Annotated in this window: 24 protein-coding genes; 17 read left to right on the top strand and 7 right to left on the bottom strand. The window is 64.1% G+C overall.

The annotated features are described in order from the left end of the window. Positions 1-37 precede the first annotated feature (37 nt). Genes IVA92_RS02680 through IVA92_RS02670 form a run of 3 tightly spaced genes read left to right on the top strand, consistent with a single transcriptional unit; the run spans position 38 to position 2,982 of the window. Positions 38-1,039 (top strand): TRAP transporter substrate-binding protein, encoded by a 1,002-nt coding sequence (locus tag IVA92_RS02680; RefSeq protein ID WP_247280220.1) that lies wholly within the window; start codon positions 38-40, stop codon positions 1,037-1,039. Next, on the top strand, positions 1,032-1,643 hold the full coding sequence (locus IVA92_RS02675) for a TRAP transporter small permease (protein ID WP_247280219.1): 612 nt from the start codon (positions 1,032-1,034) through the stop codon (positions 1,641-1,643). The genes IVA92_RS02680 and IVA92_RS02675 overlap by 8 nt, the downstream gene beginning before the upstream one ends. Positions 1,644-1,677: 34 nt before the next feature. Continuing rightward, on the top strand, positions 1,678-2,982 hold the full coding sequence (locus IVA92_RS02670; protein ID WP_247280218.1) for a TRAP transporter large permease subunit: 1,305 nt from the start codon (positions 1,678-1,680) through the stop codon (positions 2,980-2,982). Positions 2,983-3,031: 49 nt separating this feature from the next. On the opposite strand, the gene IVA92_RS02665 is transcribed toward IVA92_RS02670, so the two are convergent. Then, complete coding sequence (locus IVA92_RS02665; protein WP_247280217.1) at positions 3,032-3,676, bottom strand: glutathione binding-like protein; 645 nt, start codon at positions 3,674-3,676, stop codon at positions 3,032-3,034. Positions 3,677-3,782: 106 nt separating this feature from the next. On the opposite strand from IVA92_RS02665, the gene IVA92_RS02660 reads away from it, so the two are divergent. After that, positions 3,783-4,433 (top strand): TetR/AcrR family transcriptional regulator, encoded by a 651-nt coding sequence (locus tag IVA92_RS02660; RefSeq protein WP_247280216.1) that lies wholly within the window; start codon positions 3,783-3,785, stop codon positions 4,431-4,433. Between the two features lie 66 nt (positions 4,434-4,499). Here the strand turns inward: IVA92_RS02660 and IVA92_RS02655 are convergent, their stop codons facing one another. Further along, positions 4,500-5,465, bottom strand: coding sequence for a glyoxylate/hydroxypyruvate reductase A (locus IVA92_RS02655; RefSeq protein ID WP_247280215.1), 966 nt, complete (start codon positions 5,463-5,465; stop codon positions 4,500-4,502). A gap of 140 nt (positions 5,466-5,605) precedes the next feature. On the opposite strand from IVA92_RS02655, the gene IVA92_RS02650 reads away from it, so the two are divergent. The 4 genes from IVA92_RS02650 to IVA92_RS02635 all read left to right on the top strand — a co-directional run bounded on the left by IVA92_RS02650 (position 5,606) and on the right by IVA92_RS02635 (position 8,424). Then, a complete protein-coding gene (locus tag IVA92_RS02650) occupies positions 5,606-5,968 on the top strand; it encodes a YciI family protein (RefSeq protein ID WP_247280214.1) in 363 nt (120 codons plus the stop codon). Position 5,969: 1 nt separating this feature from the next. Then, positions 5,970-7,256 carry an RNA polymerase sigma factor gene (locus tag IVA92_RS02645; protein ID WP_247280213.1) on the top strand — a complete coding sequence of 429 codons (1,287 nt, stop codon included), beginning with the start codon at positions 5,970-5,972 and terminating at the stop codon, positions 7,254-7,256. A gap of 184 nt (positions 7,257-7,440) precedes the next feature. Then, positions 7,441-7,980, top strand: coding sequence for an SRPBCC family protein (locus tag IVA92_RS02640; protein ID WP_247280212.1), 540 nt, complete (start codon positions 7,441-7,443; stop codon positions 7,978-7,980). A 30-nt stretch (positions 7,981-8,010) separates the two neighbouring features. Next, positions 8,011-8,424, top strand: a complete 414-nt coding sequence (locus IVA92_RS02635) for a VOC family protein (RefSeq protein WP_247280211.1) — start codon at positions 8,011-8,013, stop codon at positions 8,422-8,424. A 133-nt stretch (positions 8,425-8,557) separates the two neighbouring features. Here the strand turns inward: IVA92_RS02635 and IVA92_RS02630 are convergent, their stop codons facing one another. From IVA92_RS02630 to IVA92_RS02620, 3 genes are all read right to left on the bottom strand, one after another. Then, positions 8,558-8,920 carry a hypothetical protein gene (locus IVA92_RS02630; RefSeq protein WP_247280210.1) on the bottom strand — a complete coding sequence of 121 codons (363 nt, stop codon included), beginning with the start codon at positions 8,918-8,920 and terminating at the stop codon, positions 8,558-8,560. A 502-nt stretch (positions 8,921-9,422) separates the two neighbouring features. Further along, positions 9,423-9,857 carry a hypothetical protein gene (locus IVA92_RS02625; protein ID WP_247280209.1) on the bottom strand — a complete coding sequence of 145 codons (435 nt, stop codon included), beginning with the start codon at positions 9,855-9,857 and terminating at the stop codon, positions 9,423-9,425. Positions 9,858-10,015: 158 nt separating this feature from the next. Continuing rightward, positions 10,016-10,804 carry an SDR family oxidoreductase gene (locus IVA92_RS02620; protein ID WP_247280208.1) on the bottom strand — a complete coding sequence of 263 codons (789 nt, stop codon included), beginning with the start codon at positions 10,802-10,804 and terminating at the stop codon, positions 10,016-10,018. 418 nt (positions 10,805-11,222) lie between these two features. Here IVA92_RS02620 and IVA92_RS02615 point away from each other — a divergent pair, with 418 nt between their 5' ends. The 5 genes from IVA92_RS02615 to IVA92_RS02595 all read left to right on the top strand — a co-directional run bounded on the left by IVA92_RS02615 (position 11,223) and on the right by IVA92_RS02595 (position 14,090). Then, positions 11,223-11,642 carry a YciI family protein gene (locus tag IVA92_RS02615; RefSeq protein ID WP_247280207.1) on the top strand — a complete coding sequence of 140 codons (420 nt, stop codon included), beginning with the start codon at positions 11,223-11,225 and terminating at the stop codon, positions 11,640-11,642. 136 nt (positions 11,643-11,778) lie between these two features. Next, positions 11,779-12,183, top strand: a complete 405-nt coding sequence (locus IVA92_RS02610; protein WP_247280206.1) for a YciI family protein — start codon at positions 11,779-11,781, stop codon at positions 12,181-12,183. A gap of 58 nt (positions 12,184-12,241) precedes the next feature. Further along, the gene (locus tag IVA92_RS02605; protein ID WP_247280205.1) at positions 12,242-12,607 is read left to right on the top strand and encodes a hypothetical protein; all 366 of its coding nucleotides are present in this window, start codon (positions 12,242-12,244) and stop codon (positions 12,605-12,607) included. A gap of 130 nt (positions 12,608-12,737) precedes the next feature. Beyond that, positions 12,738-13,478 (top strand): TetR/AcrR family transcriptional regulator, encoded by a 741-nt coding sequence (locus tag IVA92_RS02600; RefSeq protein ID WP_247280204.1) that lies wholly within the window; start codon positions 12,738-12,740, stop codon positions 13,476-13,478. Between the two features lie 120 nt (positions 13,479-13,598). Next, complete coding sequence (locus IVA92_RS02595) at positions 13,599-14,090, top strand: DUF2852 domain-containing protein (protein ID WP_247280203.1); 492 nt, start codon at positions 13,599-13,601, stop codon at positions 14,088-14,090. 120 nt (positions 14,091-14,210) lie between these two features. Here the strand turns inward: IVA92_RS02595 and IVA92_RS02590 are convergent, their stop codons facing one another. Together IVA92_RS02590 and IVA92_RS02585 are read right to left on the bottom strand one after the other, a co-directional pair. Further along, on the bottom strand, positions 14,211-15,374 hold the full coding sequence (locus tag IVA92_RS02590; RefSeq protein WP_247280202.1) for a fatty acid desaturase: 1,164 nt from the start codon (positions 15,372-15,374) through the stop codon (positions 14,211-14,213). Positions 15,375-15,717: 343 nt separating this feature from the next. After that, positions 15,718-16,236 (bottom strand): DUF2231 domain-containing protein, encoded by a 519-nt coding sequence (locus IVA92_RS02585; RefSeq protein WP_247280201.1) that lies wholly within the window; start codon positions 16,234-16,236, stop codon positions 15,718-15,720. A gap of 434 nt (positions 16,237-16,670) precedes the next feature. On the opposite strand from IVA92_RS02585, the gene tolQ reads away from it, so the two are divergent. The 4 genes from tolQ to tolB are packed head-to-tail and all read left to right on the top strand — an operon-like array spanning position 16,671 to position 20,234. Continuing rightward, on the top strand, positions 16,671-17,387 hold the full coding sequence (gene tolQ, locus IVA92_RS02580) for a protein TolQ (protein WP_028180156.1): 717 nt from the start codon (positions 16,671-16,673) through the stop codon (positions 17,385-17,387). A gap of 43 nt (positions 17,388-17,430) precedes the next feature. Next, positions 17,431-17,880, top strand: coding sequence for a protein TolR (gene tolR, locus IVA92_RS02575; protein ID WP_028173005.1), 450 nt, complete (start codon positions 17,431-17,433; stop codon positions 17,878-17,880). Positions 17,881-17,883: 3 nt separating this feature from the next. Then, the gene (locus IVA92_RS02570; protein WP_247280200.1) at positions 17,884-18,843 is read left to right on the top strand and encodes a protein TolA; all 960 of its coding nucleotides are present in this window, start codon (positions 17,884-17,886) and stop codon (positions 18,841-18,843) included. Positions 18,844-18,866: 23 nt separating this feature from the next. Beyond that, on the top strand, positions 18,867-20,234 hold the full coding sequence (gene tolB, locus IVA92_RS02565) for a Tol-Pal system beta propeller repeat protein TolB (RefSeq protein ID WP_247280199.1): 1,368 nt from the start codon (positions 18,867-18,869) through the stop codon (positions 20,232-20,234). Positions 20,235-20,281: the final 47 nt, after the last annotated feature.

Below are 20,281 nucleotides of genomic sequence, written 5' to 3'. Positions count from 1 at the left end.
CGTCAGGCGTCGCGCGCGTAGCGAACGGAGGGGTGCAATGATCACGCGACGAAGCTTCACCGCGGGCGCAGCCACGCTGCTTGCGGCCGGCCACATCTCCACTCGCGCCCGGGCGGCGGGCGTGAGCTGGGACATGTCGACGGTCTGGCCTGACGGCAATTTCCACACCCAGAACGCTTTTGCCTTCGCCGAGGAGGTGAAGAAGCAGAGCGGCGGCACGGTCAACATCACGGTGAAGGCCGGCGGCCAGCTCGGCTTCAAGGGCCCCGAGCATCTGCGCGCCGTGCGCGATGGCCTGGTGCCACTCGCCGACGTCCTCAACATCCAGCAGGTCGGCGACGAGCCCTTCATGGGCGTCGAGAGCATCCCCTTCCTGTGCGGCTCGATGGACGAGCTGAAGGTGCTGCACAAATATGTGCGGCCCGAATACGAGAAGGTCGTCGCCCGCAACAACCAGAAGATCCTCTACATCGTGCCGTGGCCGACGCAATATCTGCATCTCAAGGTCAAGGTCGCCAACGTCGAGGGCCTGAAGAACATCAAGATCCGCGTCCCCGACAAGAACGCCGTCGACATGCTGAACGCGATCGGCATGGCCGCGGTCATGATTCCCTGGGGCGAGACCATCCCTGCGCTCGCTTCCGGCGCGGTGGCCGGCGTCTCGACGTCGTCGGTGTCGGGTGTCGACGGAAAATTCTGGGAGTTCCTGAAATACGTCTACCCAACCAACCACGTCTGGTCGTCGCAGATGCTCACCGTCAATCTCGATTCCTGGAAGGCGCTCAGCGCCGATCAGCAGCAGCTCATCGCCGGCATCGCCGGCAAGATGGAGCCGGGCTTCTGGGCCAACTCGCTCAAGGCCGATGTAGACAGCCTCAATCGTCTGAAGGAGGGCGGCATGGAGGTGGTGCCGGTCTCGGACGCGATGATGACCGACATTCGGGCCAAGACCGCGCCGCAGCTCGACGCGTTCCTCAAACGCGTGCCGGCAGCCGACAAGCCGGTGCGGGCTTATCTCGCCGAAATGAAGCGTGGCTGATGGTGAAGGCGTCGTGAGCGTCTCGCCCGAAGCTCCGCAGAGCCTCAATGCAGCGGCGCCGGCGCCGCTGCGCATCCTGCTCGACGGCATCGACCGCCTCGGCCGGCTCGACGGCTGGATCGGCGGCGGCTGTCTGTTGATGCTGGCACTGCTGATGCTGTGCGAGGTCGCAACGCGCTTCCTCTCGAACTTCTTTTCATTCTTCCCGCCGTCGATCTCGATCGCCTGGGAATACTCGTCCTATCTGATGGCGGCGTCCTTCACTTTTGGCGCCGCGATGACGCTGCGTGTCGGCGGTCATATCCGAGTCGTCCTGCTGCTCAAGAACGCGCCGGCCTCGGTGCAGCGCGTACTCGAGGTCCTGTCGGCGGCTGCCGGCTTCGCTTTCATGGCGTTCCTGACCTCAGCCATGGCGAAGTTTGCCTTCGGCGCCTATGTGCGCGGCCAGGTCTCGACCTCGAGCGATACGCCGCTATGGTTTCCACAAGCCGTCGTTACGTTCGGCATGCTGCTCTTGACGCTTCAGTTCCTGGCGCGCGCGATCCAGGCCGTGCTCGGCCTGCCGCTGGAGGATCACCGCATGAAGGCCTCGCCCGTCGAATGATCGCCCACGCGCCAGCCTCCGGACAGCGGATCCCATGACCATCGAAGTCGTTGCCCTTTTCGTGATCCTGTTCGCGTTGCTGGCCTGCGGCGTTTGGATCGGCCTGACGTTGGCGCTCACCGCGACGCTGCTGCTCGCGATGTTCCGCTCGATCCCGCTCGACAAGCTGCTGCCGCAATATGCCTGGAACATCCTGACCACGCAGGAGCTGCTGGCGCTGCCGCTGTTCATCCTGATGGGCGAGCTGTTGTTTCGTACCCGCTTGTCGCGTTCGCTGTTTCAGGGACTCGCGCCGTGGGCTGGGCTTTTGCCCGGTCGCCTGCTGCATGTGAACGTGATCGGCTGTACCATCTTCGCCGCGATCTCAGGCTCGTCGGCCGCGACTACGCAGGTGATCGGCCGCATGTCGCTCAACGAGCTGCTGCGCCGCGGCTATTCGCGCGACATCGCGATCGGCTCGCTCGCCGGCGCCGGCACGCTCGGCTTCCTGATCCCGCCGTCCAACATCATGATCATCTACGGCGTGCTCGGCGACGTCTCGATTTTGAAACTGTTCACCGCCGGCGTGCTGCCCGGCTTCTTGCTCGCCGCCGCCTTCATGGCCTGGGTGATGCTGCACACGAGCCTCAACCGCAGCATGGTGCCGGAGACGGAAGCAAAGCTTTCGCAGTTGCCCTGGAGCGAGCGCTTTGCGGCGCTGAAGGATCTTGCGCCGGCCCTGTTCCTCATCGTCTGTGTGCTCGGCTCCATGTATGGCGGTCTCGCGACCCCGTCGGAAGCTGCGGCTGTCGGCGTCCTCGGCGCCGCGCTTGTCGCATGGGCGCAAGGAGCGATGTCGCAGCAGGTGATGCGGGACGTGCTGATCGGCTCGGTGGTCACCTGCTCGATGATCGCGCTGATCGTGCTCGGCGCCTCGATCCTCGGCAACGCGGCTGCCTTCCTCGGAATCCCACAGGCGATTGCCGCCTTCGTGAAGGGCTTGGGCCTGTCGCCCTTCATGCTGATCGTGGTGCTGGTCGTCTTCTATCTCGTCCTCGGCTGCTTCCTCGACGGCTTCTCGATGATCGTGATGACGCTGCCGATCGTGCTGCCGATCGTGAAGGCGGCGGGCTTCGACGAGATCTGGTTCGGCGTCTTCCTGGTGCTGGCCGTCGAGATGGCGCAGATCACCCCGCCGGTCGGCTTCAACCTGTTCGTGATCCAGGGCCTGACCGAAGATGGTCTCGGCTACATCGCCCGCGTGACGATGCCCTATCTGATGATCATGATCGGCTTCGTGCTGCTGCTGACGCTGTGGCCCGGCATTGTCACGCTGCTGCCGCGGGTGCTCTACGGATAGATTCGCGCCGTCCCGGCAGCTGTCGGGACGGCATTTCGATGCCTCAGGCTTACGCCGCGGCCTTCTTCCGCGCGAGCTCGGCCTTGTACAGCTCGAACTCCTCCGCGATCGCGCGTGCGATCGAGGGCCGCTGGCGCAGGCCCTCGTAATAGGCCTTCAGGTTCGGCCATTTCGCGAGCTCGATCGGCGGCGTCGCCATGGTCCAGTTGATGACCGTGACGAGATAGGCGTCGGCGACACTGAAATGGTCGAGCAGGAATTCACGTCCCTTGAGATGATTGTCGAGATAGTCGAGCCGCGACAGGTTCTTCTCCAGCGCATAGGCCTTGGCCTCCTGCGGCGCCTTGCGGTCGAGCAACGGGACGAACAGGGCTTTGTGCAGCTCGGTGCCGACAAAGCAGAGCCATTGATGCAGCCGCGTGCGCTCGATACCGGCGGCGGCGCCGAGGCCGGATTGCGGAAAACGATCGGCGACATATTGCAGGATCGCGGCGTTCTCGGTCAGCACCACGCCCTCGTCCGTGCGCAGAGTCGGCACGAGGCCAATCGGGTTCACGGTGCGGAAGTCGGAGCCGTCGCTCAGCACTGTCTTGGTCGGCGGATCGACTTCGAGATAGTTCGCTTCAGCGCCAGCTTCGTACAGCGCGACGCGGGTCGCCATCGAGCAGGCGAGCGGCGAGAAATAGAGATCCATCTGTAGCCTCCTGGGGCAATTCGTTCTGGGGTGTTGCTCAACCTGGCCAGATTGATTTTTATACTGTCTTGCATAATATAAGGCCGGTCAAGGATTATCTTGCGAAATGGTACAAAAATCGAAGCCGCCAGTTTCTGCCAGTGGACCCAGGCGCCGCGGCCGGCCGCGTGCCTATGAGCCCGGCGTCGCGCTTGGCAGGGCGCTCGACCTGTTCCGCAAGCAGGGCTTTGCCGCAACCTCGCTGGACGATCTCAGCGAAGCCACCGGCATGAACCGGCCGAGCCTCTATGGGGCGTTCGGCGACAAGCGCGAGCTCTACATCAAGAGCTACCAGCGCTACCGGGAGGAAGCGCGCGCGTCGATGGCGGAGATCTTTCGTCAGGAAATGCCGGTGCGTCAGCGCCTCGAGCGCATCTTCGCCTCCGCGCTAAACATCTATCTTTCGGGCGACACTGGTCCGCGAGGCTGCTTCACGGTGGTGACTGCGGCATCCGAGGCAGTGAGTGATCCCGAGATCCGCGCCATGGTGCTCGACGGTCTCACTGAACTCGACAAGGCCTTTGCCAGTTGCTTCCGCCGCGCCAAGGAGAAGGGCGAACTGCCTGATAGCGCCGAGCCGGCGGTGCTGGCGCAGGTCGCATCCGCGACCGTGCACACGATCGCCATCCGCTCCCGCGCCCACGTTCCGCGCAAGGAGCTGGAGGCGATCGTAAGCGGCGCGATCGACGTGATGGTGGGGACTGGGGCCAAAAACTGAGCCGTCCGGTGCAGGCCGGATCGAGGGTGAGGCGCGGTCGTGCGTCTTGCCAAACCGGACGGAGCGCTAATACCCTCTCGCCCGATGCACCACGTTCTCCAGCACGCCGCCCGCTTCGAACCGCGCGATCTGCTCGGCGACGTAGGCCGAGATCGCATCCGCGTCAGTGTCGGCCGCATTGTGCGGCGTCAGCAGCACCTTGGGATGGGCCCAGAACCGGCTATCCGCTGGCTGCGGCTCCTGGACGAAAACGTCGAGCGAGGCGGCGCCCAGCGTGCCGTCATCGAGGCAGGCCAGGATGTCGGCTTCGTTCTGCAAGCCGCCGCGGCCGGCGTTGATCAGCACCGGCGCGCCGAGCGGGCTGCTGCGGTTGAGCTTTGTGAAGACGTCGCCGTTGAGGATGCCGTGCGTGTCAGGCGTCAGCGGCAGCAGGCAGACCAGGATGTCGGTCGCGCGCAGGAACGCGTCGATTCCGGCTGCGCCGTGGAAGCATTCCACGCCCTCGATCGCGCGCGGGCTGCGGCTCCAGCCGGTGACGCGGAAGCCGAGCCGGCGCACCACGTCGGCCGCATCACTGCCCAGCGTGCCGAGCCCCATGATGCCCACTGTGACCGCGCTTGCAGGCCATTGATAAATCGGCTCCCAGCGCTTCTCGCGCTGGCACTGGCGCAAATAGAGTTCCTGGCGATGGTGCATCAGCACATGTAGCACGACATATTCAGTCATGCGGTTGGTCAGGTCGGGCACTGCGACGCGCACCAGCGGCACATCGGGCAGGCTCCTGTCGGCCATCAGCGCGTCCACGCCGGCGCCCAGATTGAAGATCGCACGCAGATTGGGGAAGGCACCGAGATCGCCCGGCACCGGTTTCCACACGGCGGCATAGTGCACCTCGGCCGGATCGAGCCCCGCATCAGGCAGCAGCACCACGGGACGGCCGCCGCAGACCGTCTCGAACCGGGTCTTCCAGCGCTCCGGCAGCCAGTTCTGCTGCGTGCTGTTGATCAGGACGGCCAGTGTGCCCAGGGTCATTCGAAGTGCCTCGTCGAGTTCCGCTTGAGAAGGCCCTCCTTGGCACGATCTGCCGGATTTTTCTTGCAAATTTTTTCCGCAGCCCTGTCGGGGCGAGGCATATTGGCGCGTCTTTAGAACAGACGAGGGAAGTGTCGCCTATGCTTTATGCCATTCTTTGCTACCACGATGAGGACTTCGTCGGCTCCTGGAGCAAGGACCAGGACGAGGCCGTGATGAAGAAGCTCGCCGTGGTGCAGGAGAAGCTCACCAAGCAGGGCCGGCTCGGGCCGGTGGCGCGGCTGTTGCCGACCACCGCGGCGGCGACGCTGCGCAAGGAAGACCCGCCGCTGGTGCTCGACGGCCCCTATGCGGAAACCAAGGAGCAACTCCTCGGCTTCTACATCGTCGACTGCAAGAACCTCGACGACGCGCTCGATGTCGCCCGCGACCTCGGCGCTGCCAATCCCGGCGGCGCCTATGAGGTGCGCCCCGTCGGCGTGTTCAGGCCCGGAGGGATCTGACGTGAGCGAGGCCGACACCGGCTGGATCGAGACTGCGCTGACCTCGGCGCGCCCTCAGGCGGTCGGCGCCCTGCTGCGCTATTTCCGCGATCTCGACACCGCCGAAGAGGCCTTTCAGAACGCCTGCTTGCGCGCGCTGAAAACCTGGCCGCAGAATGGGCCGCCGCGCGATCCCGCAGCCTGGCTGATCATGGTCGGCCGCAACGTCGCGATGGACGAGGTCCGCCGCGCCCGCAAGCAGCAACCGCTGCCAGAGGACGACCAAGCGATCTCCGATCTCGACGACGCCGAGGGCGCGCTCGCGGAGCGGCTCGACGGCTCGCACTACCGCGACGATATTTTGCGCCTGATGTTCATCTGCTGCCATCCGCAGTTGCCGGCGACGCAGCAGATCGCGCTGGCGCTGCGCATCGTCTCCGGTCTCACCGTGAAGCAGATCGCGCGCGCCTTCCTGGTTTCGGAAGCCGCAATGGAGCAGCGCATCACCCGCGCCAAGGCAAAGGTCGCCGACGCCGGCGTACCCTTCGAAGCGCCCGGCGCGGTCGAGCGTTCCGAGCGGCTCGCCGGCGTCGCGGCAATGATCTACCTGATCTTCAACGAGGGCTATTCGGCGAGCGGCGAAACCGCGGAGCTCCGCAAGCCGCTGTGTGAAGAGGCGATCCGGCTGGCGCGGCTGCTGCTGCGGCTGTTCCAGAGCGAGCCGGAGATCATGGGCCTGACGGCGCTGATCCTGTTGCAACATGCGCGCAGCGCCGCCCGCTTTGCCCCGGACGGGTCGCTGATCCTGCTGGAGGACCAGGACCGTTCGCTGTGGAACGGCACCATGATCGCGGAGGGCCTTGCCCTGATCGACAAGGCGATGCGCCACCGCCACAGCGGGCCCTATCAGATCCAGGCCGCGATCGCCGCGCTGCATGCGCGGGCACCGACGCCAGAGGAGACCGACTGGACGCAGATCGACCTGCTCTACGGCGCGCTCGAAGTGCTGCAGCCCTCGCCGGTGGTGACGCTCAACCGGTCCGTCGCGGTCTCCAAGGTGCGCGGACCGCAGGCCGCGCTGGACCTGATCGAGCCGCTGGCGCCGAAGCTTGCCAATTACTTCCATTTCTACGGCGTGCGCGGTGCCTTCCTGATGCAGCTCGGCCGCAACGACGAGGCCCGCATCGCCTTCGACCGCGCCATCGCACTCGCCAACACCTCCGCGGAAGCCGCCCACATCCGCATGCATCTCGATCGCCTGATCCGGGACAGCCAGCCGAAGCCGAAGGAAAGCGCCAAGGCGAAATAGGGCGCAAACCGTCGCGGTCGTCATGCCCGGCTTGTCCCGGGCATCCCTGTCTTGCCATCGGCGTCGAAGAACGTGGATGGCCCGGCCATGACGTGGGGCGGGCAGCGTGCCAAAAATTTCGTTTCGATCTTGTCGGCCGGGGCCTCGCTCGTTCGTCCTATACCTGTACCCCGGGAGCCATTCCATGCTGAAAGCCATTGCCGTCATCGCAATCGTCCTCGCGGCCGGAATTGCGGCCGTGCTCGTCTTTGCCCTGACGAAACCCGACACATTCCGTGTCGAGCGCACTCTCACCGTGAAAGCGCCGGCCGACGCGATCTATCCGCAGGTGGCCGATTTCCACCGCTGGACCGCCTGGTCGCCCTACGAGAGCCGCGATCCCGCCATGAGGCGGACCTTCGGCGGAGCCGCGGAAGGCAAGGGCGCGACCTATGCCTGGGACGGGAACAACAATGTCGGCGCCGGCCACATGGAGATCCTCGAGGCGAACGCGCCTTTGAGGCTCCGCATCAAGCTTGATTTCGAGCGCCCGTTCGAAGGCCACAACAGCGCCGAGTTCACCTTTGTGCCGCAAGGTGATGCCACACTGATCACATGGGCGATGTATGGTCCGGCCCCGTTCCTGTCCAAGCTGATGCAGGTGTTCATCAACATGGACAGCATGATCGGCAAGGATTTCGAGGTCGGCCTCGTCAGCCTGAAGAAGCTCACGGAGAAACAATAAGTCTCACTGGAAGCGAAGAGGAGAGAAACGATGCTCAATCCCTATCTGTTCTATCAGGACACCTGCGAAGCTGCGTTCAACTATTACGTCAAGGTTCTCGGCGGCAAGATCGATGCGATGATGCGCGCCTCGGACGCGCCGCCGGAGGTGCCCGCCTCGCCCGGGCGCGAGAAGATGATCATGCATGCGCGGATGTCGCTGCCCGACGGCAGCATATTAATGGCCTCCGACGCGCCGCCCGAGCATTTTCAAAAGCCACAGGGCTTCTCGATCTCGCTCACGGTCAAGGACCCCGGGGATGGCGAGCGCAAGTTCAACGCGCTCGCCGACGGCGGCAGCGTCACCATGCCATACAGCAAGACGTTCTGGGCCAAGGGTTTTGGCATGTGCGTCGACAAGTTCGGCATTCCCTGGATGGTGAACTGCCCGGCGGAAGGAATGTGACAGGCGCGATCGCCCACATGATCGATTGAATGTGATCCCCTCTCTCCAAAGCCGCGGGAGAGGGGACACATACACATAATGGATCGTACGGAGCGCGGAGCCGCTCCGTCACGCGCGGATCGGCCGTTCCCTCTCATCGGATTGATCCGGTCACGTCCGCGCCCGCCGGCGACGCTTGCACGCAGCGAGGGCAGATCACGAGCTTCGTGCCGAGCTGCCTGTCATTCTCCGCTTCGATCTCGTCATGGACCGCCCACCACGCCTCGGAGTATGGCCGCAGGGTGCCGAGCACGCGTTCCCGCTCCCGATTGGGATCATTTGCCGCGGGGACGGGATTCGTTGCGTGCCGTTTCGCGATGTGAGGGCGGTTCGGGCGTCTGTTGGGGTCTTGGCCGAGGCCATCCCACGCGATCGGGCGACGCTCCTGCGCCGGTGCGACTGCGCATCCAAGCAGCGTTGTGCAGGAAGTGAGCAAGATGAAGCCATGTCGTATCATGCCGGACCCGAAGTTCGGTGCGCGATGCGCAAGATCCGCGCGGGAAAACTTGCATCGCGTCGGTCAAATGGAACTTAAGGCAAACCAGTTGGCCGGCATGGCCGAGGAATGAATTGACGATTCGCATCACTTTGCGCGAGCAGTGAGGCCGCTTCGTGAAACGATGCGGACTGCATCGCACAACAATTGACGCAATATTGGGCTGTGATCTGCACGCCAGAATCGCTATTTGTGAGTCATAAAATCTACAAACTGGGATGGACGTCACTTGGAAGGGGAGCGACCGATGGCGGCGGCGCTACAGATCAATTTTGCTCTTTGGGGGATGCTCATCTGCGTCAGCATGAAGCTGGTGCCGGTGATTCAGACTCTCTTTTGAAGCCGGCCAGCGCGTGATGGCGAACGACCCCGGTGCGCACATAGCGTGCGAGCACAGGGAACCGGCCGTATGGCCTCGGACCAGCCGAGCCAAGGGCCGTTAGAGCGGCGGCTGCCAAATTCGTCAGCGGCAGCGCGGATAGATCGCGGCGAGATCACGCCCCTTGAGCAAGAGCAACCGCGAAGTGAGGCCGCCACGGCGGCTGATCCAGTCGCGCACCGGGCCGGGATAGGCGGCAAGCACCGCGACCGATGCCTCCGGCTCGGCATAGATGTGCCCCCGCCGGTCGACCGAACGCGCGGCATGGAAGCCGAGCACCGCGCGCTTGGTGACACAGATGCGCTCGCCTGGCACGATGCTCAGCACCAGGGTGCAGGCGGACAGGCAAGGACCGTCGATCACCACGCGCTCGCCGCTCTCGCGCACCTGCTCGAACAGGTCGAGGAACGGCCCGACCTGTCCGCCCGGCGATTGGATGATGCGGATCTCCGCGGCCGCGGGCGCAGAGGCGAGCAGAGCTGTCGCGAGCAGCCAGGTTTTGAAAGTGACGCGTCGCATGGCACTCTCCGAACTCTCGACATCATAGGGTGGCAAAGCCACCGGGTCGCGCGAATGCGCGCCCGATGACAGGCTCCGCGTGCCAGCATTGGCACCGCTAGTCCGGAACGAGGGTGGGCACGGCGCGTACGCCTTTGCCCACCTTACATATCCTGTGCCTACCCGTTGCGCCGCTGGCCGCGCAGTGTCGGCAGGCCGATACCCGCCGCATCGAAGCCGCCATCAACGGCTAAAATTTGGCCGGTGATGTAGCTCGCATTTGCCGAGCACAGGAAGTAGATCGCGTCCGCGAGCTCCTGTTCCAGGCCGTAACGATTGAGCGGAATGGCGTCGTGATAGTCGGCGCGGATCTCCTTGGTGTGCACCTGCTTCGCCATTGCGGTGTCGACAGGCCCCGGAGCGACCGCGTTGACGCGGATATTGAAGGAGGCGAGCTCGACCGCGAGCTGCTTGGTGAGGTGCGCCAGCCCCGCCTTGCTGGTGCCGTAGGCCGAGCGCAGCGTTGAGGCGCGCACCGCCGAGATCGAGGTGATGTTGACGATGGCGCCGCCAATGCCGTCGCGCATCAAGGGCACCGCCGCCTTCGTGCAGAGGAACGGGCCGGTGAGGTTGACTTCGAGCACGCGGCGCCAGTCAGCCTCCGACGTCTCCATCAGCGGCGCGAACACCGCGATGCCGGCATTGTTGACGAGCGCATCCAGCCGGCCGAATTGCCGTTCGAGCGCGGCCATTGCAGTGCCGACCGCAGCTTTGTCTGAGACATCGCAGGTCAGCGCCAGCGTCGCCTCGCTCTGGCCGATCTCGGCGACCGCGCGGCCGAGCAGTTCGCTCTCGACGTCGAGCAGCGCCACGCGCCAGCCCTCGGCGAGGAACTTCTTCGCGGTCGCAAGCCCGATGCCGCGCGCGGCTCCGGTGACGAGGGCGACTTTTTGTGGGGCTTGCGGCATTGGCCGATCTGTCTTTCTGTCGGAAACGTAAGCCGCACGGCGGCCCATGCCTTTTACTTTGCTTTCGTTCCGACAAGAAGGGCAACCGACAGTCAATCCCCGTCACCTCGCGGTTGCCGGGGGGGGGGGACGGGGGATCACTTGGTGCCGCCGATGCCGCGCCTGGCCTCGGTTCACCGGCATCAGGTCTTGTCAAGTTTCCCCGCGTGGCGGATCGAGGCTTCGCAAGGTCGAGTTCTTCACGTCGGAAACTGGGGCTCGGCCGCATCGACAGCCGTTTTCGCCGAAGCCGCGGCGACTGGCTTCCAGAGCGACCAAATTATCTCCAGCTCGGTGTCGGCTCGAGGAGATCGCATTCGTCTTACTTGGGAGCAGGGGCCGGACCGGCCCCCTTCCATGCATATCACGGAGCACGTCGATGCGTTTCATGGTGATCGTCAAGGCAAACCAGGATACCGAGGCCGGCAAGATGCCGAGCACGGAGATGCTGGCGGCCATGGGCAGGTTCAACGAGGAGATGGCCAAGGCCGGCGTGATCGAGGCCGGCGAGGGCCTGCATCCGACGGTGAAGGGCGCCCGGGTCAGATATTCAGCGCGGTCGGAGGCGAGCGTCACCCGCGGTCCGTTCGATCTCTCCCCCGATCTGATCGCCGGCTTCTGGCTGATCAAGACTGCATCGCTCGACGAGGCTATCGCCTGGATGAAGCGTGCGCCGTTCGACTCCGGCTCCGAGATCGAGATCCGCCAAGTGTTTTCGGCCGACGATTTTGGCGAAGCCTTCACCCCCGAACTGCGCGAGCAGGAAGAGCGCACGCGCGCCCATGCGGCGAAAAAATAGCTCTCCGCCGCCGTCATTCCGGGGCGCGGATAGCGCGGTCCGGAATCCGTTGCGCGGCAGCAATGGTGGATGAATGGATTCCGGGCTCGTGACTTCGTCGCGCCGCGGAAATGATAGCGAATAACGAGGAACTCTCATGCGATTTATGATGCTCATGATCCCGCTCGGTTACGAGAGCGCTCCGCCGGACGTGCAGCTCGATCCAGAACGCGTTGCTGCGATGATGCGCTACAACGAGGCGCTGAAGGATGCCGGCGTGCTGATCACGCTCGACGGCCTGCATCCGCCCTCGATGGGCGCACGGGTCTCGTTTGCGACCGGCGTGCCTGTCGTGACCGACGGGCCTTTCACTGAGGCCAAGGAGGTCCTGGGTGGTTACTGGATGATCGAGGTCGCCTCGCGCGAGGAAGCGATCGCATGGGCCAAGAAGTGTCCGGCCTCGCCGAACGAAATCATCGAGATCCGGCAGGTGCAGGAGATGAGCGACTTTCCCCCCGACGTGCAGCACGCCGCCGCCGGATTCGACGACCTGAAGAAGTAGCCACAGCGGGTCGCGATGAATCGCGGCTAGCGTCAATCGATCAACAAGGAGAGAACCGATGAGCACCGAACAGAAATTTCTCGCTGTCTATCTCGGCAGCATGACGGGTACGAAAATGGCGGCCTGGCGCGCGCTGCCCGAGGCCGAACGGAAAGCAAGGGAGCAGGAGGGCATGGCCGCCTGGCACGGCTGGGTCGAGAAGCACCAAGCCGTCATCGTCGAGATGGGCGGCCCGCTTGGCAAGACCCGCAGGATCGACGCGAGCGGCATCACCGAGGTCAGCAATGCCCTGACCGGCTTCACGGTCGTGCGGGCTGCCTCGCAAGAGGAAGCTGCCAGGCTGTTCGAGAACCATCCGCATTTTGCGATCTTCCCGGGCGAGGCGATCGAAGTCATGCCCGTGCTGCCCATTCCGCAGATGTAGCTTTCGGCCGAACTTCCTTCCGGGGCCCGATACTGACGCATCGGACCGGCCTGGACGTGCGAAATACGGGTTAATGATGCCTCATCGCCGCTAGTGACCTTCACGCCCGGCTCATGTAAAAGTCGTTCACATGAGCTGGCGCAAGGAGCAACGCCGCGCCGAGCGCGGCTATCACCACGGCAATCTGAAGGAGGCCCTGTTGCAGGCCGCTCTCGGGCTGATTGCCGAGAAGGGCGCGGCCGGCTTCACCTTTGCCGATGCTGCGCGCATGGCCGGGGTCAGCGCGGCGGCGCCCTATCGGCATTTTCGTGACCGCGACGAGCTGTTGTCCTCGATCGCCCAGCGCGGCTTCGAGCAGTTCGAGGCGCGCCTGACTTCGGCCTGGGACGATGGGCGTCCCGACACGGTCACCGCGTTCGAGCGCGTCGGCAAGGCCTACCTTGCCTTCGCCCGCGATGAGCCCGCTTTCTATAACGCGATGTTCGAGTCCGGCCTGCCGGTCGATGCCAATCCGGCGCTACAGGCCGCCAGCGAGCGCGCCTTCAACATCATTCGCGCCGCCGCGGAGCGGCTCGCGGCATTGGCGCCTCCTGGCACGCCGCGGCCGCCGGCGATGATGATGGCGCTGCACATCTGGTCGATGGCGCATGGCGTGGCCTCCTTGTTTTCCCGCGGCGATGCCGCGCGACGAAAACTGCCGATGTCGCCGGATGAACTGCTCGAAGCCGAGGTGCTGATCTATCTGCGCGGTCTCGGCTTCCCAACCGATCGCCGCCCGCAGAAGAAGAGCGCCGAGCCGCCGCCGGTGCCACCGGAGGCGTCCTCCGGTTCAGGCGTGCCGCCCGGCGGCCCCTGGGGCAAGCCGAAATAAAATTGCGCAAATAATTCGGCGCCCCTGTCTGGCGGCTGGCTTGACAAAATCGCGGGATGGTCTAGCTATGTAAATGTTATTTACATTCACAACGGCGCTGATGCCGTCATGGAGATGGAAATGGCCTACACCGCTGATGTCAATCGATGGCGCGGCCCCTCGGACCAATACCAACAGTACCAGCGTCCTCACATGCTGGAGACGCCCTGGCATCCCGGCTGGATCGCCGTGACCATTCTCGGCTTCATCATCTGGTGGCCGATCGGACTTGCCCTTCTCTTTTTCACACTCGGGAGCAGAAGAATGTCGTGCTGGAGCCACCAGGATCGCTGGCAGAACAAGATGGAGAAGATGCAGTACAGGATGGACCGCATGCGCGATCGCATGGAGCGCCGTGGCTTCGGCTTTGGCTTCGGCCCGCCGTCATCCGGCAACCGCGCCTTCGACGAATATCGCGCCGAGACGCTGCAGCGGCTCGAGGAAGAGCAGCGCGAGTTCAAGGATTTTCTGACCCGGCTGCGTCACGCCAAGGACAAGGAAGAGTTCGACCAGTTCATGGCGCAGCACAAGACGCGTCCGACCCCGCCGCCGACAGACCAGCAGCAGGGTTGACACCTCTCAAAGCCTTCAGGCGCATGCCCCCAAAGTCCTGATGGCCCCGAGCCGCCCGCCTGCGCAACCCGCAGGCGGGCGGTTTGGTTTTCAGGGAAGCGCGGCGGTCAGCCGCAACGTTCAGGTCGTGGTCGCGAGCTGCGCGCGGACCGACGCCAGGAAGTGTTCGTAGGCGTGGTCCACGATTTCGTTGAGCGATCGTGTTCGCGCGAACATCGCCTTGGCCTCGGCGAGAAACTCGTCCCGGCTCGGGATCTTCGGCAGATGCAGATGCGTCAGCGCATCGACGCCTTCGTGCGCGCGGTTGAGGATGTCGTGCAGCGTCGGCAGTTGCAGCTGGGCGAGGTCGGCCCGGCGCCGCGCCGACGAGATCGCATGCGCCAAGGTCTGCGCATCGAAACGTCCGGCAAGTTCGCGGGCCGCCCGATTGATGACCCGCGAGCCGAGCGGTTGCTCGTTGCGCAGCACCTGTTCGGGCGGCGCCTTCATGTTCCAGACGACGCCGACCCACGACAAGACCTTCAGGACGTAATAGGTCACGTCGATCTCCCACCAGCGAAAGCCTTGTCGCACGCTGCTCTGGTAGGCGTGGTGATTGTTGTGCCAGCCCTCGCCCAGGGTGAACAACGCCAGCAGCCAATTGTTGCGGGAATCATCACCCGTCACGTACCGCTTGCGTCCATGCACATGGGCGAGGGAATTGATGCAGAAGGTCGCGTGATAGACCAGCACCGTGCTCCAGAGGAAGCCGACGACCAGACCTGACCAGCCCGCCACCAGGAAGCAAAGCGCTGCAAGCACAAAGGCCGGCAGCAGCTCGAGCCGATGCAGCCACATCAGCTCCGGATAAGCGGCGAAATCGGCGATCTTGACGAGGTCGGTGGCGTCGTGCTGCCGGGAAAAAATCCAGCCGAGATGGCTGTAGAGGAAGCCGCGGTGACGCGGCGAGTGCACGTCGGTTTCCGTATCGGAATGCAGGTGATGGTGCCGATGCTTGGCCGCCCACCACAGGACGCTCTTCTGCGCGCTGCTCTGCGCGAGGCAGGCCAGGATAAACTGAAACACTCGGCCGGTCGCAAACGCCCGATGTGAGAAGTAGCGGTGGTAGCCGGCTCCGATCGCAAACATCCGCACGCAATACAGTAAGACGCAGATCACGAGTGCCTGCCAATCGATGCCTGACCAGATCGCTGCAACGCAGCCGAGATGGACCAGCAGAAACGGCAGGGCGGAGGGATACATGATGTCCTCATGCTGGTCGTCGGCGGCGGTGTTGGGCGACATGTTTTCAGAGTGACCTTGAACGAAGATGATGCGTTTCGCTCCGGCGGCGCCAAAGTCGGCCGCCTGAAAAACCCCGCTGATGGCGTGCCACCGCGGGGTCGCGAACGAGATGCTTTGCTGGTACATTCGGCCAAAGCAGTCGGCCGAAGCTCGACGAACATATGGTCCTGAATGCCTGCTATGCAAGCACGTAGTCTCACGGAAACGGCACCGAGCGCACGCCAGGTCGAGCGCAGCGGCCGATCGCCGAGGATTTCGACCGTGCCACCGGCATGATGATCGGCGCCAATGTGGCGATCGGCGGAGGTCACAAGCCTTTCAGAACATCAGCATCGGCACGGCGTCAGGCGGCCCGCCGGTGGCTCTCGCCGCCACGATGTGGCGTGACCGGCTCCGAACTGGTCTGGCCTGGCGCGTCCAGCACCGCGACGTGATGCCGATACACCATTTCCCAGCCCTTCCATCCCGTGAACAGGAGGATACCGACGACGATGAGCGACAGCACCACGCCCCACGGCTTGACCGCAGCTTCAGTGCCTTGCGCGTAGCGGAGATAGAAGTTCACCAGCGCCAGCACGACCGCCGCGAGATTGCCGACCATGTGGTACCAGGCATCATTCAGGCGGCGGATCCGGGGCTCGCTGAAGAAGTCCGTAAAGCCGGCCGCAGCAGCAACGAGCGCCATGACGATGCCGGCTCCGATCAGCCAGATCGCGGCGCGCGCCCAGAAAGTATCGCCGGTTCCGATGAATGCCAGATCGGCGATGGGCGCGCCGACCAGGAACGCGACGGGGAATGGAATCAGCATGGGGTGCAGAGGGTGGTCGCCGACTGCGGCGGTCGTTTTGGGGTTGATGCTCATGGAAAACCTCGCAAAAATGAATTTCTGGGACAACTTTTCCGGGCGAGAGCTGGTTCCTGCAGGCACGGGACGGAGGAGGCGGAACTCCCCTGTCCCGACGCCGCGGACCCTGCCTGCCTCCATCCCCCTGCGTTGCCTGCCTTTCCCGTAGCCAAACTCGCTGGCGGTAACCCGGCATTAACCAACGCCGGGCTCTGGTAATTGCGGACAGTCGCGCCCGAAGCCGTGTCGAAGCCCATAGTTTTGACATCTTGGCGGGGAATGCAGGCGACCGGCTTTGGAAGAGCCTTTGGACGAGCCCTGCACCCCAAAAAGACAAGGCTTTGAGCGGGCTTGCCAGCCGCGCCGGTTCTAGCGCGGCTGTTGGGGAACACCGGCAGCCATTTGCTGGCCGAAGGACGTCAGGTAACGATCGCCTTGAGAGGATACTGCTTATGAATCCGGCCGACGTGGCTCAGTCAGCCCTTCCGGTTGCTGCCTCCGCCGACGTGTCGCTGATTGCGCTGTTCTGGCAGGCTCACTGGATCGTGAAGGCGGTGATGCTGGGACTTCTGTCCTGTTCGGTCTGGGTCTGGGCGATCGCCATCGACAAGATCTTTCTTTACGCGCGCACGCGGCGCTCGATGGACCGATTTGAGCAGGCCTTCTGGTCCGGCGAATCGATCGAGGAGCTCTATCGCACGCTCTCGGCCAAGCCGACCCATTCCATGGCGGCCTGTTTCGTCGCGGCGATGCGCGAATGGAAGCGTTCCTTCGAGAGCCATGCCCGCTCGGTCGCGGGCCTCCAGATGCGCATCGACAAGGTGATGAACGTGTCGATCGCGCGCGAGGTCGAGCGGCTGGAACGCCGGCTCTTGGTGCTCGCGACGGTCGGCTCCGCCGGCCCCTTCGTCGGCCTGTTCGGCACGGTCTGGGGCATCATGTCGAGCTTCCAGTCGATCGCGGCGTCGAAAAATACCTCTCTGGCGGTGGTGGCTCCCGGTATTGCCGAGGCGCTGTTTGCGACCGCCGTCGGCCTTATCGCCGCCATTCCTGCCACTATTTTCTACAATAAGTTCACCTCCGAGGTGAACCGGCAGGCCCAGCGGCTCGAGGGCTTCGCGGATGAATTTTCCGCCATCCTGTCGCGTCAGATCGACGAGCGGGGCTGACCGACGGCATGTATAGTGTGAAGGGCAAATTGGGCACCAGACCATGGGCATGAACGTCGCGAGTTCGTCCGGAGGCGGCGGGCGCCGCAGCCGGCGCAAGCCGGTCATGGCCGAGATCAACGTCACTCCCATGGTCGACGTCATGCTGGTGCTGCTCATCATCTTCATGGTGTCGGCACCACTGCTCACCGTCGGCGTGCCGCTCGATCTGCCGCAGACCCAGGCGAAAAGCCTCGAGCAGAACGACCAGAAGCCGATCCAGATGTCAGTCGACATCAAGGGCAAGGTGTTCATCAACGACGCCGAGATCGCGATCAACGAGCTGGTGCCGAAGCTCAAGGCGATCACGGACGCCCGCGGAGGGCTCGAGGAACGCATCTATCTGCGCGCCGACAAGAAGGCCGATTACGGAACGGTTGCCAGGGTGATGGGCCTGTTATCCGGCGCGGGCTTCAAGAAGCTGGCGCTCGTCACGGAAGCGGATCAGGGGTAGGCCGTGAAGGTGAAGGTCGACAAGACACTCGTTGCGTCGATTGCTCTCCACGTCCTTGTGCTGGGATGGGGGCTCGTCACCTTTAGCAGCAAGGCCTATGTGGCGCCGGAAGAGTCGCTTCCGATCGACATCATCTCCTCGGATCAGCTCGCGAAGATGATGGCAGGGCAGAAGACCGGCGACAAGGACAAGCCGAAGCCGAAGGTGGAGAAGATCGCGGAGCCCAAGCCCGAGGAAGACGCTGTCGGCAAGGTCACCGAGAAGAAAGAGCTGATCAAGACCAACTCGACGCCCGAGCCGCCGCCAAAACCCGTCGAGAAGCCGGTCGAAAAGAAGCCCGAGCCGCCGAAGCCCGTTGCCGAGGCAAAGCCGAAGGAAGAGCCGAAGCCGCAGGAAAAGAAGCCTGATCCGGCCAAGGAAGATCCGATCGCCGAGCTCCAGAAGAAGCTGGAGACCAAGAAGCCGCCGCCAAAGCCGGTTGAGCAAAAGGTCGCGGCGGTGCAGCCGCAGCAGCAGCCGAAGCCCAAGGAGCGCACCTTCGATCCCGCCCAGATCCAGCGCGACCTCGACAAGCGCGCTGCCACCCGGCACGAGCTCGCCGGCTCGACGTTGAACGCGTCGGCCTCGCTAGGAGCGGCGACGGGGACGGCCGCCAACAACGTCGCGACCTGGCGTGGTGCATTCCAAGGCGCAGTCAAGCGCTGCTTCACGCCGACCTATAACGGGCAGGATGCCGAGCAGTATGAGGCCGACATCGACATTCCCATGAAGATCGATGGATCGCTCGCCTCCGAGCCGATCGTCGTCGCGGTGAGGGGACCGTCGCGGTCGATCGCCCAGGCGGTGGCGGAGAGCGCCAAGCGCGCCATCGTGCAGTGTCAGGTCTACTCGTTCATGCCGAAGCAGCAGTACGAGAGCTGGAAGCTCATTCCCATGACTTTCGGCCTGAAAGATATGTTGTGACATCCGAACAAAAGAATTTTGCAATGAATGACGTCCGATCGATGAACCGCCGCCGCTTCATGACCCTGACCGGATCGACGCTCGCGATGCTCGGGGGCGGCCGGGCCTGCGCGCAGGGCCAGGAGCCCCGCCTTCGCATCGATCCCACGGCGTTCCAGCCGATCCCGATCGCGATCACCAACTTCGTGCCGGGCTCGCCCGCCGACGGCGACGTCGGCAACGGCGTCACGCAGGTGATCACCAACAACCTGAAGCGCTCGGGGCTGTTCGCGCCGATCGACCAGGCCGCCTTCATCGAGCGCATCAGCAACATCGACGTCGCGCCGCAATTCCAGAACTGGAAGACCATCAACGCGCAGGCCCTCGTCACCGGCCGCATGACGCGGCAGCCCGACGGAAGGCTCAAGGCCGAATTCCGCCTGTGGGACGTCGTCTCCGGCCAACAGCTCGCCGGCCAGCAATATTTCACCTCGCCGGAATATTGGCGCCGCATCGCCCACATCATCTCCGATCAGATCTACGAGCGGATGACTGGCGAGAAGGGCTATTTCGACAGCCGCGTGGTGTTCGTGGACGAAACCGGGCCGAAGGAGCGCCGCGTCAAGCGACTTGCGATGATGGATCAGGACGGCGCCAATGTCCGCTACCTGACCCGCGGCTCCGACCTCGTGCTGACGCCGCGGTTCTCGCCCAACTCGCAAGAGATCACCTACATGGAGTTCGGCCAGGGCGATCCGAAGGTCTATCTCTTCAACATCGAGACCGGCCAGCGCGAGATCGTCGGCAATTTCCCCGGCATGACCTTTGCGCCGCGCTTCTCGCCGGACGGCCAGCGCGTCATCATGAGCCTGCAGCAGGGCGGCAATTCCAACCTGTTCGTGATGGATCTGCGCTCGCGCTCGACCACGCGCCTCACCGACACGCCGGCGATCGACACTTCTCCTTCTTATTCTCCAGATGGCAGCCGGATCTGCTTCGAATCCGATCGCGGCGGCAGGTCGCAGATCTATGTGATGGCGGCGGGCGGTGGGCAGGCGCAGCGCATCTCCTTCTCCAAGGACGACACCAACGCCAGCTATTCGACACCCGTGTGGTCGCCGAAGGGCGATTACATCGCCTTCACCAGGCAAGGCGGCGGGCAGTTCGCGATTGGCGTCATGAAGCCGGACGGCTCCGGCGAGCGGCTGCTCACCTCCGGCTTCCACAACGAAGGCCCGACCTTCTCGCCGAACGGCCGCGTGCTGATGTTCTTTCGCGACCCCGGCGGCAACAGCGGACCGTCGCTGTACAGCGTCGACATTTCGGGGCGCAACGAGCTGAAGGTGCCGACGCCAGGCTTCGCCTCAGACCCGGCGTGGTCGCCGCTATTGTCTTCGACGGCGGGCCAATAAAGAGTTACGCGGTCAGACGCGCAACGTTGTCGAAAATGCGGGCAGAT

Origin of the sequence: Bradyrhizobium sp. 154, from assembly GCF_023073875.1 — a bacterium.
Classification (GTDB): domain Bacteria; phylum Pseudomonadota; class Alphaproteobacteria; order Rhizobiales; family Xanthobacteraceae; genus Bradyrhizobium.
The sequence above is the reverse complement of the archived record's forward strand: the minus strand, read 5'-3'. Positions and strand labels throughout refer to the sequence as shown.

Excerpts from the sequence above, each read along its gene's own strand:
- IVA92_RS02680 (WP_247280220.1), top strand. The coding sequence starts at position 38 with ATGATCACGCGACGAAGCTTCACCGCGGGCGCAGCCACGCTGCTTGCG.
- IVA92_RS02670 (WP_247280218.1), top strand. The coding sequence starts at position 1,678 with ATGACCATCGAAGTCGTTGCCCTTTTCGTGATCCTGTTCGCGTTGCTG.
- IVA92_RS02665 (WP_247280217.1), bottom strand. The coding sequence starts at position 3,676 with ATGGATCTCTATTTCTCGCCGCTCGCCTGCTCGATGGCGACCCGCGTC.
- IVA92_RS02660 (WP_247280216.1), top strand. The coding sequence starts at position 3,783 with ATGGTACAAAAATCGAAGCCGCCAGTTTCTGCCAGTGGACCCAGGCGC.
- IVA92_RS02655 (WP_247280215.1), bottom strand. The coding sequence starts at position 5,465 with ATGACCCTGGGCACACTGGCCGTCCTGATCAACAGCACGCAGCAGAAC.
- IVA92_RS02650 (WP_247280214.1), top strand. The coding sequence starts at position 5,606 with ATGCTTTATGCCATTCTTTGCTACCACGATGAGGACTTCGTCGGCTCC.
- IVA92_RS02640 (WP_247280212.1), top strand. The coding sequence starts at position 7,441 with ATGCTGAAAGCCATTGCCGTCATCGCAATCGTCCTCGCGGCCGGAATT.
- IVA92_RS02635 (WP_247280211.1), top strand. The coding sequence starts at position 8,011 with ATGCTCAATCCCTATCTGTTCTATCAGGACACCTGCGAAGCTGCGTTC.
- IVA92_RS02630 (WP_247280210.1), bottom strand. The coding sequence starts at position 8,920 with ATGATACGACATGGCTTCATCTTGCTCACTTCCTGCACAACGCTGCTT.
- IVA92_RS02625 (WP_247280209.1), bottom strand. The coding sequence starts at position 9,857 with ATGCGACGCGTCACTTTCAAAACCTGGCTGCTCGCGACAGCTCTGCTC.
- IVA92_RS02620 (WP_247280208.1), bottom strand. The coding sequence starts at position 10,804 with ATGCCGCAAGCCCCACAAAAAGTCGCCCTCGTCACCGGAGCCGCGCGC.
- IVA92_RS02615 (WP_247280207.1), top strand. The coding sequence starts at position 11,223 with ATGCGTTTCATGGTGATCGTCAAGGCAAACCAGGATACCGAGGCCGGC.
- IVA92_RS02610 (WP_247280206.1), top strand. The coding sequence starts at position 11,779 with ATGCGATTTATGATGCTCATGATCCCGCTCGGTTACGAGAGCGCTCCG.
- IVA92_RS02605 (WP_247280205.1), top strand. The coding sequence starts at position 12,242 with ATGAGCACCGAACAGAAATTTCTCGCTGTCTATCTCGGCAGCATGACG.
- IVA92_RS02600 (WP_247280204.1), top strand. The coding sequence starts at position 12,738 with ATGAGCTGGCGCAAGGAGCAACGCCGCGCCGAGCGCGGCTATCACCAC.
- IVA92_RS02595 (WP_247280203.1), top strand. The coding sequence starts at position 13,599 with ATGGCCTACACCGCTGATGTCAATCGATGGCGCGGCCCCTCGGACCAA.
- IVA92_RS02590 (WP_247280202.1), bottom strand. The coding sequence starts at position 15,374 with ATGTCGCCCAACACCGCCGCCGACGACCAGCATGAGGACATCATGTAT.
- IVA92_RS02585 (WP_247280201.1), bottom strand. The coding sequence starts at position 16,236 with ATGAGCATCAACCCCAAAACGACCGCCGCAGTCGGCGACCACCCTCTG.
- tolQ (WP_028180156.1), top strand. The coding sequence starts at position 16,671 with ATGAATCCGGCCGACGTGGCTCAGTCAGCCCTTCCGGTTGCTGCCTCC.
- tolR (WP_028173005.1), top strand. The coding sequence starts at position 17,431 with ATGGGCATGAACGTCGCGAGTTCGTCCGGAGGCGGCGGGCGCCGCAGC.
- tolB (WP_247280199.1), top strand. The coding sequence starts at position 18,867 with ATGAATGACGTCCGATCGATGAACCGCCGCCGCTTCATGACCCTGACC.